This window comes from Pseudoalteromonas sp. SG43-6 (genome assembly GCF_014164365.1).
GTDB lineage: Bacteria > Pseudomonadota > Gammaproteobacteria > Enterobacterales > Alteromonadaceae > Pseudoalteromonas > Pseudoalteromonas rhizosphaerae.
The window spans coordinates 1-13,461 of sequence record NZ_JACJEZ010000044.1 but is presented as its reverse complement, the minus strand read 5'-3'; the positions used below and the strand labels follow the sequence as shown (position 1 = coordinate 13,461).

Annotated in this window: 16 protein-coding genes; 7 read left to right on the top strand and 9 right to left on the bottom strand. The window is 39.6% G+C overall.

The genetic code is table 11. The annotated features are described in order from the left end of the window. Window positions 1-121: 121 nt before the first annotated feature. The 4 genes from alaS to ribA form a co-directional block, all read right to left on the bottom strand. On the bottom strand, window positions 122-2,722 hold the full coding sequence (gene alaS / locus H5201_RS16955; protein ID WP_145240904.1) for an alanine--tRNA ligase: 2,601 nt from the start codon (window positions 2,720-2,722) through the stop codon (window positions 122-124). Window positions 2,723-2,741: 19 nt separating this feature from the next. Next, window positions 2,742-3,194 (bottom strand): regulatory protein RecX, encoded by a 453-nt coding sequence (locus tag H5201_RS16950; protein ID WP_182718042.1) that lies wholly within the window; start codon window positions 3,192-3,194, stop codon window positions 2,742-2,744. 11 nt (window positions 3,195-3,205) lie between these two features. Then, window positions 3,206-3,994, bottom strand: a complete 789-nt coding sequence (locus tag H5201_RS16945) for a BPSS1780 family membrane protein (RefSeq protein ID WP_149981689.1) — start codon at window positions 3,992-3,994, stop codon at window positions 3,206-3,208. Between the two features lie 78 nt (window positions 3,995-4,072). Continuing rightward, a complete protein-coding gene (ribA, locus tag H5201_RS16940; RefSeq protein ID WP_145240900.1) occupies window positions 4,073-4,696 on the bottom strand; it encodes a GTP cyclohydrolase II in 624 nt (207 codons plus the stop codon). Between the two features lie 255 nt (window positions 4,697-4,951). Here ribA and H5201_RS16935 point away from each other — a divergent pair, with 255 nt between their 5' ends. After that, a complete protein-coding gene (locus H5201_RS16935; protein WP_145240898.1) occupies window positions 4,952-6,034 on the top strand; it encodes an energy transducer TonB in 1,083 nt (360 codons plus the stop codon). A gap of 74 nt (window positions 6,035-6,108) precedes the next feature. Here H5201_RS16935 and H5201_RS16930 read toward each other — a convergent pair whose 3' ends face one another. From H5201_RS16930 to H5201_RS16915, 4 genes are all read right to left on the bottom strand, one after another. Next, window positions 6,109-6,561, bottom strand: coding sequence for a low molecular weight protein-tyrosine-phosphatase (locus H5201_RS16930; protein WP_145240896.1), 453 nt, complete (start codon window positions 6,559-6,561; stop codon window positions 6,109-6,111). A 72-nt stretch (window positions 6,562-6,633) separates the two neighbouring features. Then, entirely contained in the window at window positions 6,634-6,849 is a 216-nt protein-coding gene (locus tag H5201_RS16925; protein WP_149981694.1) for a TIGR02450 family Trp-rich protein, read from the bottom strand. 306 nt (window positions 6,850-7,155) lie between these two features. Further along, window positions 7,156-7,674, bottom strand: a complete 519-nt coding sequence (locus tag H5201_RS16920) for a hypothetical protein (protein WP_149981696.1) — start codon at window positions 7,672-7,674, stop codon at window positions 7,156-7,158. Window positions 7,675-7,743: 69 nt separating this feature from the next. Further along, window positions 7,744-8,250 carry a DUF3087 domain-containing protein gene (locus H5201_RS16915; protein ID WP_182739897.1) on the bottom strand — a complete coding sequence of 169 codons (507 nt, stop codon included), beginning with the start codon at window positions 8,248-8,250 and terminating at the stop codon, window positions 7,744-7,746. A gap of 152 nt (window positions 8,251-8,402) precedes the next feature. On the opposite strand from H5201_RS16915, the gene H5201_RS16910 reads away from it, so the two are divergent. The 6 genes from H5201_RS16910 to H5201_RS16885 all read left to right on the top strand — a co-directional run bounded on the left by H5201_RS16910 (window position 8,403) and on the right by H5201_RS16885 (window position 12,691). After that, the gene (locus H5201_RS16910; RefSeq protein WP_182759493.1) at window positions 8,403-9,041 is read left to right on the top strand and encodes an energy transducer TonB; all 639 of its coding nucleotides are present in this window, start codon (window positions 8,403-8,405) and stop codon (window positions 9,039-9,041) included. 26 nt (window positions 9,042-9,067) lie between these two features. Further along, entirely contained in the window at window positions 9,068-9,619 is a 552-nt protein-coding gene (locus H5201_RS16905; protein ID WP_182739898.1) for an RNA polymerase sigma factor, read from the top strand. Beyond that, window positions 9,606-10,244 carry a hypothetical protein gene (locus tag H5201_RS16900; RefSeq protein ID WP_182785103.1) on the top strand — a complete coding sequence of 213 codons (639 nt, stop codon included), beginning with the start codon at window positions 9,606-9,608 and terminating at the stop codon, window positions 10,242-10,244. Before H5201_RS16905 ends, H5201_RS16900 begins: the two co-directional genes overlap by 14 nt. Window positions 10,245-10,446: 202 nt before the next feature. Beyond that, window positions 10,447-11,268: a TIGR04255 family protein gene (locus tag H5201_RS16895; protein ID WP_182785102.1), complete on the top strand. Its 822-nt coding sequence runs from the start codon at window positions 10,447-10,449 to the stop codon at window positions 11,266-11,268. Then, window positions 11,265-11,852 (top strand): hypothetical protein, encoded by a 588-nt coding sequence (locus H5201_RS16890; protein WP_182785101.1) that lies wholly within the window; start codon window positions 11,265-11,267, stop codon window positions 11,850-11,852. Before H5201_RS16895 ends, H5201_RS16890 begins: the two co-directional genes overlap by 4 nt. Before the next feature lie 2 nt (window positions 11,853-11,854). Next, window positions 11,855-12,691, top strand: a complete 837-nt coding sequence (locus tag H5201_RS16885) for a hypothetical protein (RefSeq protein ID WP_182785100.1) — start codon at window positions 11,855-11,857, stop codon at window positions 12,689-12,691. A gap of 336 nt (window positions 12,692-13,027) precedes the next feature. Here H5201_RS16885 and H5201_RS16880 read toward each other — a convergent pair whose 3' ends face one another. Continuing rightward, entirely contained in the window at window positions 13,028-13,168 is a 141-nt protein-coding gene (locus H5201_RS16880) for a hypothetical protein (RefSeq protein ID WP_182785099.1), read from the bottom strand. Between the last annotated feature and the right edge of the window lie 293 nt (window positions 13,169-13,461).

The window sequence follows — 13,461 nt, the reverse complement described above, 5'->3', positions numbered from 1 at the left end:
TATGCCGTTTTAGCTATAAATTTAGGACGTGGCTTAGCTGTTAAAGCAGATTTAGAGTAAACACCTTAAGAGACTCAATTGAGCCTCCTAAAGTGTTAAATCAACTTTACGTACTGAGCTATTAAGTACGCTCAGTTAACCAAGCGGTTACGCTATCAAGTGCTGCAGTTAAGTTTTGCGGCTCAGAGCCACCAGCTTGCGCCATATCAGGACGACCGCCGCCTTTACCACCAACTTGTGATGCCATGTGATTTACCAGCTCACCGGCTTTCACTTTGCCAGTTAAGTCTTTAGTCACACCAGCAATTAAGCTTACTTTGTCGCCATCAGCAACACCAAGTGCAATAACACCTGAGCCAATCTTGTTTTTAAGGTCATCAACCATGCCGCGTAAGGCTTTTGATTCAGTGCCTTCAACGTTTGCCACAAGTAATTTAACACCATTAATTTCAACAATTGAATCAATTAATGATGCACCCGCAGCACTGGCTAGCTTGTCGCTTAGCTGTGCTATTTGTTTTTCAAGCCCTTTCGACTTTTCAAGCAAGGCAGTTACTTTTTCAAGTACTGATGCGCTGTCGCCTTTAACAAGAGCCGCTACGTCGTTTAGGTGTTGCTCTTGCTCACTTACATAAGCAATTGCATCAGCACCTGTTACCGCTTCAATACGGCGCACACCGGCAGCAATACCGCTCTCAGAAACTATTTTGAATAAACCGATATCACCAGCACGATTTACGTGAGTACCACCACACAGTTCTATAGAGTAATCACCAATAGTCACTACGCGAACTTCATCATCGTACTTCTCACCAAATAACGCCATTGCGCCTTTTTCTTTGGCGGCATCGATTGCCATCAGCTCAGTATTTAGTGCAAAGTTACGACGGATCTCGTCATTCACAACTCGCTCAATTTCACGTAGTTCAGCTTTCGTGACTGCTTCAAAATGCGAGAAGTCAAAACGTAAACGTTCAGGGTCTACGAGCGAACCTTTTTGCGACACATGATCGCCCAATAACTGACGTAGTGCTTCATGTAAAATATGCGTCGCTGTATGATTCTTTTTAACACGATCACGGCGCTTATCATCAATGTTAGCGTCAACTTTATCATTCACACCAATACGCCCCATCACTGTTCCGTGATGCGCGAATGCATTACCAAGTTTAGTAGTATTAGTTACTGTAAACTCACCGCCAGCTACCGTTAATGTGCCGGTGTCGCCAACTTGGCCACCAGATTCAGCGTAAAACGGTGTGCGATCTAGTACCACAATGCCTTGTTGGCCATCTTCAAGTACTGATACAGCTTCACCTTGCGCGAACATTTCAATCACAGTGCCACTATAGTGCGTTGCGTCATAGCCTTTAAAGTCAGTGTGTTTGTCAGACTTTAATTGCTGGTTATAGTCAGCACCAAATTTACCAGCTTGTTGTGCAGTTTTACGCTGTACAGCCATGCACTCTTGGAAGCCTTGCTCATCAATCGTCATAAAGCGCTCACGCGCTACATCTGCGGTTAAATCGGCAGGGAAACCATAGGTGTCATATAATTTGAATACCAATTCACCTGGGATCACATCGCCAGTTAAATCAGTCAGGCTTTCTTCTAAAATAGCTAAACCACGCTCAAGAGTTTTGCCAAACTGCTCTTCTTCAATACGCAGTACTTTTTCGATGATTTCTTGCTGTTTTGCAAGCTCTGGATACGCTTGACCCATTTGTTCGATTAGCGCAGCAACTAACTTATAGAAGAACGAACCTTGTGCGCCAAGCTTGTTACCATGGCGAACTGCACGACGAATGATACGGCGCAGTACATAACCACGGCCTTCGTTTGATGGCATAACCCCATCAGAAATTAAAAACGCACATGAACGAATATGATCCGCCACTACGCGCAGTGATTTATCATCCATATCTTGTGCATTGGTAACTTCTGCAGCAGCTTTAATTAAGCCTTGGAATAAATCGATTTCGTAGTTTGAATGCACGCCTTGTAAAATTGCAGCAATGCGCTCAAGACCCATACCTGTATCAACAGACTGCTTAGGAAGCGGCTCCATCGTACCGTCGCTTTGACGGTTATACTGCATAAATACCAAGTTCCAAATTTCAATGAAACGGTCGCCATCTTCTTCAGGTGAGCCTGGAGGTCCGCCCCAAATCTGTTCGCCATGATCATAAAAAATTTCAGAACATGGACCACACGGGCCAGTATCACCCATTGACCAGAAATTATCTGAAGTAGCAATACGAATAATGCGATCTTCAGGCAAACCAATTTCGTTAGCCCAATAACCAAATGCTTCTTCATCATCATGATAGATAGTAACGAGCAGTTTTTCTTTCGGCAGTTTTACAACGTCAGTCAAAAACTCCCACGCAAACTTAATCGCGTCTTGCTTAAAGTAATCACCAAAGCTGAAGTTACCTAACATTTCGAAAAATGTATGGTGGCGTGCTGTGTAGCCTACATTTTCTAAATCATTATGCTTACCACCGGCACGCACACAACGTTGTGAGCTAGTTGCGCGGTTATAAGGGCGGCTTTCGGCGCCTAAAAATACATCTTTAAATTGCACCATGCCGGCGTTATTAAATAATAACGTCGCATCGTTACCCGGAATAAGCGAGCTTGATGGAACAATTTGGTGTTGTTTAGAGGCAAAAAAATCTAAAAACTGTTGCCTGATCTGTGCGGTAGTCATGTGCTGCATGTGAACGTCTCACCCATTTTTACTGTGCTTGCATTGCAAAATCTATTTGTTCGTAACTGAACCCTCGATACATTAAGTAGCGCACGCGCTTAGCTTTTTCTTTGTGATCGAAGTCGTCCTGTGAATTTGAATACTTCTTTAAATACGCATCCTGCGCTAACCCAAACCAATCAATTTCGAATGATTCAATCACACTTTCTAACAGTGCTCGGTCAATCCTTTTGCCCATGGCTTCGCTTTGAATACGTTTTAAGCCATGTTTTTTAGCAATGTGGCGACGTACAAAACCTTCAACATAACGCTGCTCATTTATAAAATTGTGCTCTTCACACCAATCTAATAAAGCTTCGATAAATTCAGGCGTCGCCTCTTTTTGCTGTAATTTTTGGGTTAACTCTCGACGCGAATATTCTTGGCGCCCGAGTAACCAAAGTACATAATTTTTTAACTTCTTTTGTAATGCTTCATCCATTTCTTCAGCCATTATGCGTCAAAACGACCGCTTTGATCATTATGCTGCGGCGCAACAGGCTCTGCCTCTGCAGGCGGTACGATCGGCATAAAAATAGCTTGATAAGAAACAAAAAAGCTAATGTAGCAAATTGGCATTAAAACCAACAGCGGCAAGAATGATAAAAACATTGAAAGCATCATCAAGCCTGCAGTAATTGCCCCATATACACTCAATGGTGCCATGTTGTGGTAAAACACCATAAGTGAGCTTTTTAGCACCTCAAAAATACGTTTTTGTTGATTAAAATAAACCAACGGCACTGCATAAGAAAAAGCCGTTAAATACACCGATAACGCAATTAAAAACAGCGCCAAATTTGCCATCGAGATGCTATCAATTACTTGCTGCAAGGCAATGTTAGGATCGACATTCGGATTACTCATAATCTCAACAGCTTCAGCAAATAAGCCAGCAGCTAACAAGGCCATTAGCACACCTGCCGCCATTTGATAAAGCGCTAAACGAAGCAGCCCCATGCGATTACCCTTGGCGGTAAACGGCTTTAGGATATCGGCCAACATAATTTTGCCGCCTTGCTGTTTGGTGATCACCGCTTGATAAAACCCCGCAGTTAAGAATGGCGTGGCAATGGCTGCTATAATTTGTAAAAAAGGTAAAAATAGCGATAGTAAACCAATAATACCTATAAATAAGTGCATAAAAATAAAGGTAAAAGGCTGAGTTTTAAAAATAAGCCAGCCTGCTTTAAACCATTTCAGCCCTGCATCGGCCTTAAATACTCGTAATTCAATTGACATACTTGCTCTTAAATTAACAACAAAACACGCCGAGTATAACTCGGCGTTGGATGGGATTACATAGACGACAGCTTAAAATTACGGTTTTTTAATCTTCTTTATATCTAACATATGCGCACCATGCTTAATTTTCGTCTCTAGGTATGCTTTATTGCCCGCTAAACCAGCTTTAATGTGTGCATGCGTGCCAACCACTGATTCAACTTCAATACCTGCATCTTTCAAAGCATTAAGCTTTTTAGGATTATTGGTCATCAGCTTTACATGAGCCAACCCCATCGCTTCTAGCATTAATACCGCGTCAGAAAAGTCACGTAAGTCATCAGCAAAGCCCAAATGATTATTTGCTTCATAGGTATTCATACCTTGTGATTGCAATACATAGGCGTCAATTTTATTGTATAAACCAATACCACGCCCTTCTTGGCGTAAATAAAGTAAAATACCACCTTGTTGATGCATCATTTCAATACATTCGTTGAGTTGTTCACCACAATCACACCGTGATGAATGAAATACATCACCGGTTAAACATTCAGAATGCATACGAATAAGCGGCACAGACTGCTCGCTATCAGCACGATTAAACACCAAAGCAACATGCTCTTGGCCATCTTTTAAATCGCTAAATGACACGATTTCTGCGGGTATATCACTGTTTTTGCCAACATTTAGCTGGACTCTAGCTCTTACTTGCGCCACGACAAATCCAAAATTAAAAAGTAATGCGATAATGCAAACGTGATAATATCACAAAAACAAACTGCATTGAAAATAATACAACACCGCAATGAGTAATAACTATATTGAGGCAGTTACTCGCAATTCAAGCATTGCCCTGCGCTAAATCGACAATTCCACCCCACCAAAAACAAAATTCTTACCCGATACTCTAAATCAATGACATGGTTGTACCTATTTGGTAGAATTTAATTAAACATAATAATAAGGAACATTATGAAAGCCTCCTCTCTACTACTTTGTCTTGCCATCGCCTATTCTGGTTATAGTCACGCCGATGAATCTATACATAGTCAATTTAAAATAGTTTACCAGCAATACCTTGATGCACAGCAACAAGGCAAAGGCGCAGAAGATAAAGCTGAACAAGCCTATTTGCTAGGTAAGCAAATCTATGGAGATAAATCAGATAACACTGCAAATTTAGCCATAAACTATGCTAATGAGCTTCATCAATACCCTGCAGAAAACAAACAAAAACGTTTTACCTTGTTTGAGCAGGCTTACACTATTTTAGCGGCTAATCATCCAGCAAGTAGCATTGAACTCATCGATGCATTGCTTGGTATGGCAACCAATACTGATTCGGTAAATAGAGCCGACGCCCTATACAAACAAGTTATTGAAATCGCTGCAGTCCAAAAAGTCCCAAAATTAGTAGCAGATATGAAACTGGCTGCAGCACAAGGATTAGCGTATGGCTTTCAAGGGAAGAAATACAACCAAGCCAAACGTTACCTACTTGAGGCAGACGAGTTTTACAGCCAAAACTTACCTGAGAACTCAGTAGAGCGGATCAAAGCTGACTTTTTAGTTGCCGCTTTTGCAGAAGGTAAAAGACAATATTCTAAAGCGATTGAGCGTTTAAATCGAGTTGTAAGTGTATTTGATGATGCGCTTAGCTTCGATCATGAAACAGAGCTTAGTGCTCACTCTAAATTAGTTCACCTTTATGAAAAAACAGGTAAAAGTGACGAAGCGACCAAACATTGTTTAGCTATAGCTAAAATGGTGCCGTGGCAAGAAAACCAGCAACAAACCCCACTTTATCGTCAAGAACCTAACTACCCAGATAGTAAAGCAAGGTTTAGGCAAGATGGTTCAGTGCAAATGGAATTTGACGTTAACACCGCTGGCTTTGTAAAAAATATCACTATCATTAAATCTGAAGGTGGTGAAGCATTTGAACAAGAAGCCATTAAAGCAATGGAAAAGTGGCGTTATGCCCCTAAGTTTGAAGACGGAAAAGCAGTGGTTGCAAAAGCTCAAGTGCAGCTAGACTTTAAAATTGGCAGGTAAATACACGTAATTACTAATAACATCAGTGTTTGTAATACTGTTTATAAACACGTTTTAAGCCCAGCATGACTGGGCTATTTTTGTAAGGTATCGAGTATTTTGTCACTGGCATCCTCGATTAAATCAAGTACCTGTTCAAAACCATTTTCGCCACCATAATAAGGGTCGGGGATCTCATCAACGCAGGTTCCATAAGCTAAAAATAACGACAGCTTATACTGCAAATGCGCCGGACAAAGTGCAGTTAGATCAGCTAAATTGGCTTTATCTGCAGCGAGGATCAAATCAAAGTACTCAAAGTCATGAGCGTTGACTTGTCGTGAACGTATCCCCTCAAAGCTATAGCCACGTTTAAGTGCCGCCGCTTGCGAGCGTTTATCGGGAGGATTACCAATGTGGTAGCCTGCGGTACCCGCTGAGTCAATTTCAAACTGTGATCCACGCTGTAATGCTTTAGCCTTTAACACCGCCTCCGCAGTCGGTGAGCGGCAAATATTACCTAAACAAACGATCAGTATTTTTTTCATGATTAAATTTCATCCACTAGCATCAACATGCATTCATAAGATACCAATAAAATTAAAACCTGCATACCAAGGTTACTTCCAACCTTGTAACCAGCGCTGTTGATCTTTTAAATCATGCCAATTTATTTCCATCGAACGCTTTGACATCACCGCTTCAATAACACAGCTGATAACAACGCCCTCTTCATCAAACTCCATATCGGTAATCATAAAATGCTTTTCTTTATTGACGGGTGAAACGGCCGTCCATTTACTGTTTAATAGTTTTCTGTGGTTAATTTTATTCATATGATTCCTATCTAACATCATTAAGCATTGATCATCGTGATACGTAAACACCACCCACTGCGTTTACATTTAACTGAATGAAATGTGATTTTACAGCTAACTAATCACAGCTGCATAGAGGTATAAGTCTGGCTCGACCATCAAGTGGGTTGTCTATTTTCAGGTAGTATTTACCAAGCAGGGTTGGAATTTGCGGTGCTAGTAAGAGGAATTAAATAACCAGTTACATCAGATGACTCACTATGTATTACAAGGTAGAGGTAGGCTTTAATTTATCACTAAAGCCTATATAAGCTAATGCAATTATTAAAATTCGTAACTAATACTCACGCCACCATCAGCGCGTTTTTCATTACTGTTGCTGCCTTCACCGTAGCCTAATTCAAAACGAACGCGCCAACCGCCTTCATTTAAACCACTAAAAAGGTAACTATAACTCACGCCTACACCGTTGGTCGTTTCTGTATCAAACATACCTGATAGTGCACAGCCAAAAATATTACCAAATGCCTCACCAATGTCTTTATCATCAGTATCCGAACACTCACGACCATCATCTTGTGCACCAATGGCGCCAACAACTAAGCCTAAAGCATGCTTTTTATCGCTCGTTAGCGCATGTTCAAACCCGACAGAAAAACCATCATCTAAGCCTATTTTATAGTTAGCATACCAGCGCTGTGTACCTTGTGCTGCTGATAATGATACCTCTGGTATAACAAAGTAAGGGTAGCCGCCACCGATTGAAAAATTAACATCGTTTGCATTAGATGAAAAAGTACAAATCGTTAGCAAAGCACCTAGGCAAAGCTTGTTTAATGTCATTAAAGTTCCTTTTAAGTTTTTTATTATAAAGCGAACGCTACTTTACACATTTTAGAAACAAAAAGGCAACTAAAATTGCTTCAAAATAACATCATCATAATCATCAACGTTTAACGTCACATTAAACTTAGCCGCCACACTGTCAAGCTCAGCTTGCTTAATAGCTAATTCATCCATGGTGATAGTGTTATCGTCTAGTTGCCATAATAACCGCGAGCCAGCATAACTATAATGAATTGCTAACAATGCTTGAGGATTTCCCTCTCGCCCCGCCGCTTTTAATTTTGCCATTTTTCGGGTGATTTTATTCAATGCTTGTTTGAGATCCCACACATACACCACTTCGGTCATATATTCATGTGTGCGGTATTTATTCAGCGCCCAGCCAATTGTTAGGCTAGTAATAACTACACCTATTAAATTCCAATGAAAATGACTGCCACTTTCATCAGGGAATAACGCGATTAGTAGTTGTGAGATTGCTAAACTGCCAATAGCCAACGCCAAGCCGCAGCCGATAATAACGCGGTTTAAATGCTTACGATAACGAGCTTTATCAATTTGAATAAGTTGCATAACTGCCTAATAAAATAAAAACCAAAATTCACAGCCGCCATTGTAACCAATGCCCATAAGCAAACACGAAACTTTTTAAAAATATTTCACCCCTTTTTAATCTAGCGCACGTTTTAGTGATGAATACCACTTAACTTATCGAGGATTTGCTTATGCAAACAGTAGCTTTACCACACACTAATCATGCTTTAAAAACATCAACGGCCATTGTTGGCGGTGCAGCCATGACCTTTGCGGCATTTGCATTTATGCAGTACTTAATTAGTGGCGAGCAACGCGCGCCAAGCTTTATTGATGACAGCATCATTGTAGAAATATTCCAAGCACCAGAAGATTCTAAAGTGCAGCACAAGCAAACCTTGCCGCCGCCACCTAAAATGCAAACGCCGCCTAAAGTGCCGCCGCGTACACCGCCAAGTACTGATACTAATATAGTAACAACCGCAATAACGCCAGATATAAGTATTGATAAAATAGGTGGCGATATAAAAGCTAACTTACAGCGACCAACCGGTGATGCGACCCCCATAGTACGTATAAATCCTAAATACCCGCCCATTGCCGCACGAGAAGGCATTGAAGGCTGGGTACAATTAAGCTTTAATGTATCTCAAACCGGTGAAGTAATAGATGCACAAGTTACTGACGCAGAACCAAAACGCATTTTCGACCGTGAAGCACTACGGGCAATTAAACGCTGGAAATACCGCCCAAAAGTGATTGATGGCGTAGCACAAATGCAAACTGGGCAAAGTGTACAACTTGATTTTAAGTTAGACCAAACGCAATAAAAGCTCATTAACGGATAAGGGTGCCTATGCTTACAAGCTTAAAGTCATGGTTTATTAGTCAGCCCAGTAACGACTACTTGGCTGACTACGCAAAAAGTGGCGACAATCGCCACTTAACTAAACTCGTTACTTTGTTTGGCAACGATTTATATCATTACTTAGTCACGCAAAGTAATGAGCAACTCGCCTTTGATATAAGCCAACAAACATGGTTAAAAGTGATGGAAAAACGCCATTATTATCAACCGCAAGACAACCCGAAAGCCTGGTTGTTCCGCCTTGCCCGTAATGCGTTAATCGATGAGTTTCGCAAACAACAGCGTTTTGTAGAATTAGAAGACGATACTGCAATTGCAGCACCTAATACTCAGCAAAGCTTTGATTACGAAGTCTTTAACCACGCTTTAATGCAACTAAGCTTTGTACAACGCGAAGCGCTCAGCTTACAGCAAGAAGGCTTTTCGCTTGAAGACATACAACAGATCACCCAAAGCAATCATGAAACCGTAAAAACGCGGCTACGTTATGCAAAACAAAACTTAAAAACATTATTAGGAGGCTACCATGAACAAGCATAACGAACAGTTTGAGCAGCAACTTAACCAGCATTTTAGTGAGCGTAAAAAACGCCACACACTGACGCCAGAACAACAGGCATTGTTTACGCAAATGCCGAATCAAAAAGCTAATAAAAAGCCGACTCGATTTTTATTACCCCTGCAAATGACCGGCCTCGCCTGCGCTCTAGTAGTACTGGGCTTTACCGTGTTTAATACCACAGATAACACCACAGATAACAACACAGAACAACAACACACACTTAACAACACCTTTGCCGTACAGCAAAGCAGTTACCACTTTATAGAAGTACACCAAGTAGATAATGCGGGCAGTTATTCAAGTGAGATAACCCGCCAAAAACAACAACTCGATGACAAACTCGCCGCCGACCTGCGCCTACACCAACAACGCTATATAGAATACGGGCAATTAGTAAAAGTGGATAACGACTGGTACATCGCCAGCTGCCACAGCGAAGTACTCATTCAAATAAAAGACTCGCTATTGAATAACTTAAAAACCAAACACGCTATAGAGAGCAATATAATGAAAGGCGACATGCTCGCCATGGCCCACAACAGCCAAGGCCAGATCATAGCGCTTAAACATGCAGGGGATGGGGTGAAGGTTTGTAGGGGTTAGGTTTTTAAAGAATGACTTAACGGACCCACGACTCAAGTAAACCCTAGTAGGTTATTAGTAAGAATATGTTTTTTGATCTAAGTTTAAACCAAATTTATAAATTTCTTTGTCTAAACTGTAAGTTATTTAGATCCAATTGAACTTTTTTGTTGTATACTTTGACAAAGTATACACTTCGTACGTTTAATTATTGGGCCTTATTTTGAAAACACTAAGAAAAACAGGAGCTTTGAAAAACGCTCCAGTTAAATACGTTATTTGCAAAATTGATTGCGGTGACTTGCTATCTTTTGATGATTTTTTGAAAGAAAGCCAAGAGTTATTTCGTAAAAAAGGTTTTCCAATTTTTCATCACCAAATAGTTAAAGATGTTCACATACAAACCAGTCATGGTATCAGTATAGAAGAAAAAGAAGTTCATACTTACCACTTCATCAGTGGTGATTATAACAATGGAATTGTTGTTTCTGGTGGTAATATCTTTATTCAAACTAAAAATTACATAAACTTTGAACTGTTTTCTGAGATCGTAGAAAAAGCACATGAAATATATTCATCTGTTACTGATATGAAATTAATTAGGGCTATTGGGCTACGTTATATCGATTTAATTGAGCCTAAAGGGAAAAATAATCTAGACTTTTACTTAAAACCATCAGTTTTAAGTCCTAATTTAGATATTTCTAGTGTAAAACCAGTTGAAGCACGTATGCAACATACTTTTAGAACTGATCTTGACTCCATACTCTTTTTAAGAGTGTTTGCTGGCAAGAATCATAAAATGGTTCCTGACGATCTTATCCCAATGGTTGAGCCTTTATTTATAAAAGCAGGTAATAAAGAAAGTATACCTGAGAGTGAGTGTATTTCAGCTTTAGTTGATACGGATCACTACAAACAATTTCAGACGATAATTGATGCTGACTCTATAAATGTGATAAAGCTTTTAGACCAAATGCACACATATACTTCTCATTTATTTTGCAGTGTAGTTACCAAAGAAGGCATGGAGGAATGGAAATGAAGAATCAAGCTACTACAAAGGTTTCTAGCTCTACAAGTTTGTCTGCAGGTATTTTACTAGGGACATTGTTACTTGGTACTGGTGGGAGCTCTTTTTCTTCCGCTACAAGTGTTGATAGAAGCTACAATCCCCAAAGTGCAATCATCAACAATAACTTAACTATAAGTTTAGAAAAAGATAAACAACAAAATAATTCAGCTTTAGAATTTCAAAAGTTAAGTTTACAACTGATGGAAATGTATGGTTTCTCTATTAAGCAATATAGCGAAATTATGAAAGTTACACGCGCAACTATCTATAAATGGCATGATCTAAATACTCCATTAAAAAAAGTACAAAGTAAAAATCTAAATAGGCTAAATATCCTTAATAATTCTTTAGTCGGAATTCACAGCAATAGAAAAAATCTACTAGGTAGCTGGTTGAAAACACCTTTAGATAATGATGTCCTTTCAACAAGAGAAATATTAGAAAGTAATGCTATAAATAAAGAAGATATTATTGAGCTACTTAGTAAAGTTAATTTAGGTCTCAAGTCTATGGAAATGTCTAATGAACTTGACGAACTTTTAGGTATAAGTTAAGTATGAGCAAATTGGCATTTGATCGAGCACAAGCTATTAATAATGGATGGAGACAATGTTCAATTTTTAATAAAACTTCATCACCAATCCTATACGATCAAATTCCAAGCAACCACCAGAATGAAAGCTACTACTACCTTGTGTTATCTCATTTATGCTCACTGCTTAACGGTAATTTAGATCTAGAGCCTACACTTGAATATATTGTGTGTGAAAAAATAGATAATATCGACGGTAACAATACTTATGGTAAAAACCCAAGAGTTCTGGATTTTGAAATTCCTGAATTAAATAACATTAAAATTAGAGCTTTACAAAAAAAGAGAGGATTTATAAATAAAATCTCTATTCACAGTGAAAAACCTTTAGTTGGTTCAATCTCAAATGAACAAAGTGTCACGCGGTGGATGGCAAATCGATACACAACAACGGCTTTACCAGACGAATTTGAAAGTAGAATTAATAAGCAAAAATCAAAACTAGCTAAAATTTTTGCTGGTGATATCGGAAAAAAATGTAAAAGTGTTTATATTAATTTAAATGAGTTCACCAGAGATCTACAAAAACATGAAGACTATGTTTTACATATGTTTTTTGTACTACAAAATTCTGACTATGAAGCCTATTTCGAAACTGAAGATAACCCAAACTCTATCTTTAATAAATTTTTAACTACCATAAGTAATAAAATTGAAGATTGTGAAGGAATTGTGTTAAATAAAGCAGTATTTATAAATGAAAAAACATTGACAGTAGCCCAGCTAGAATCAGGTAAGTTAAAGCGATGGCAATTCGACTATGTTTCATTAGGTAAAAAAGGAATGTTACCTATCGACTAGGAAAATATATCAATTTATTTTAAACAAGCTTAGCATAGTGCCAATAACAAAAGCCAATCCCACGTTTAACACCCTCCCCCCGTCATCACGCCCTGAAAATAAGTAATTGATGAGTAATATCGCGCATGGATGCGCGTTAAGCCGTGACTTCGCCAAGGATGGCGAAAAAACGGCGCTTACATTCACATCAATTATGCTTTACAGGAAATAGCGTGATGCTAGGGTGGAAAACATTCGCGGCTAAAGCCAGCTCCTACAGAGAGTCCAAAGAGAGGCCAGCGGAAGCCCCTCTTTGGCTGCTGTCACCAGCGCGACAAAACCTTGAATAAGGTTTGTTTAAACAGTTAGCGAGTTTGAAAGCGACAAGTTAGCAAGCAATGACCAAAAGTTACACGCGCCAGTAAGCTTAGCGCCTACGGTGGTGAACTTATCACTGGTGTTAAATCCTTCGTGGCTAAAGCCATCACCTACTTCCAATATTTAACCTCTGTGTAGCGAAGCCCCTCTGTGCTCTCGGTGGTGATATTCACTTTCTCGCCCTAAAGGGCGACCTACAATTTAAACGCCCCCATTGGTTTTATCGTTGCACTTTAGCCAACCAAACCTCGCGCGCCAGCAAGCTTGGCGCCTACGCAGGTTAACTTACGGAGTTTTTCAAGTTAGTTGTCGCCTCAAGTTAAATTTTATGCCACCCGCATTTCTTCTTTTTTCTCAGGATTTAAATTTACTTCCTTAATTATTGACCAATCGCGTGATTTTCCTGACCAACG

What these genes read in the sequence shown, in the direction of transcription:
- H5201_RS16925 (WP_149981694.1), bottom strand. Translation starts at nt 6,849, where the DNA reads ATGAATAAAATTAACCACAGAAAACTATTAAACAGTAAATGGACGGCC.
- H5201_RS16910 (WP_182759493.1), top strand. Translation starts at nt 8,403, where the DNA reads ATGCAAACAGTAGCTTTACCACACACTAATCATGCTTTAAAAACATCA.
- alaS (WP_145240904.1), bottom strand. Translation starts at nt 2,722, where the DNA reads ATGCAGCACATGACTACCGCACAGATCAGGCAACAGTTTTTAGATTTT.
- H5201_RS16920 (WP_149981696.1), bottom strand. Translation starts at nt 7,674, where the DNA reads ATGACATTAAACAAGCTTTGCCTAGGTGCTTTGCTAACGATTTGTACT.
- H5201_RS16930 (WP_145240896.1), bottom strand. Translation starts at nt 6,561, where the DNA reads ATGAAAAAAATACTGATCGTTTGTTTAGGTAATATTTGCCGCTCACCG.
- H5201_RS16950 (WP_182718042.1), bottom strand. Translation starts at nt 3,194, where the DNA reads ATGGATGAAGCATTACAAAAGAAGTTAAAAAATTATGTACTTTGGTTA.
- H5201_RS16915 (WP_182739897.1), bottom strand. Translation starts at nt 8,250, where the DNA reads ATGCAACTTATTCAAATTGATAAAGCTCGTTATCGTAAGCATTTAAAC.
- H5201_RS16885 (WP_182785100.1), top strand. Translation starts at nt 11,855, where the DNA reads ATGAGCAAATTGGCATTTGATCGAGCACAAGCTATTAATAATGGATGG.
- H5201_RS16900 (WP_182785103.1), top strand. Translation starts at nt 9,606, where the DNA reads ATGAACAAGCATAACGAACAGTTTGAGCAGCAACTTAACCAGCATTTT.
- H5201_RS16905 (WP_182739898.1), top strand. Translation starts at nt 9,068, where the DNA reads ATGCTTACAAGCTTAAAGTCATGGTTTATTAGTCAGCCCAGTAACGAC.
- H5201_RS16890 (WP_182785101.1), top strand. Translation starts at nt 11,265, where the DNA reads ATGAAGAATCAAGCTACTACAAAGGTTTCTAGCTCTACAAGTTTGTCT.
- H5201_RS16945 (WP_149981689.1), bottom strand. Translation starts at nt 3,994, where the DNA reads ATGTCAATTGAATTACGAGTATTTAAGGCCGATGCAGGGCTGAAATGG.
- H5201_RS16935 (WP_145240898.1), top strand. Translation starts at nt 4,952, where the DNA reads ATGAAAGCCTCCTCTCTACTACTTTGTCTTGCCATCGCCTATTCTGGT.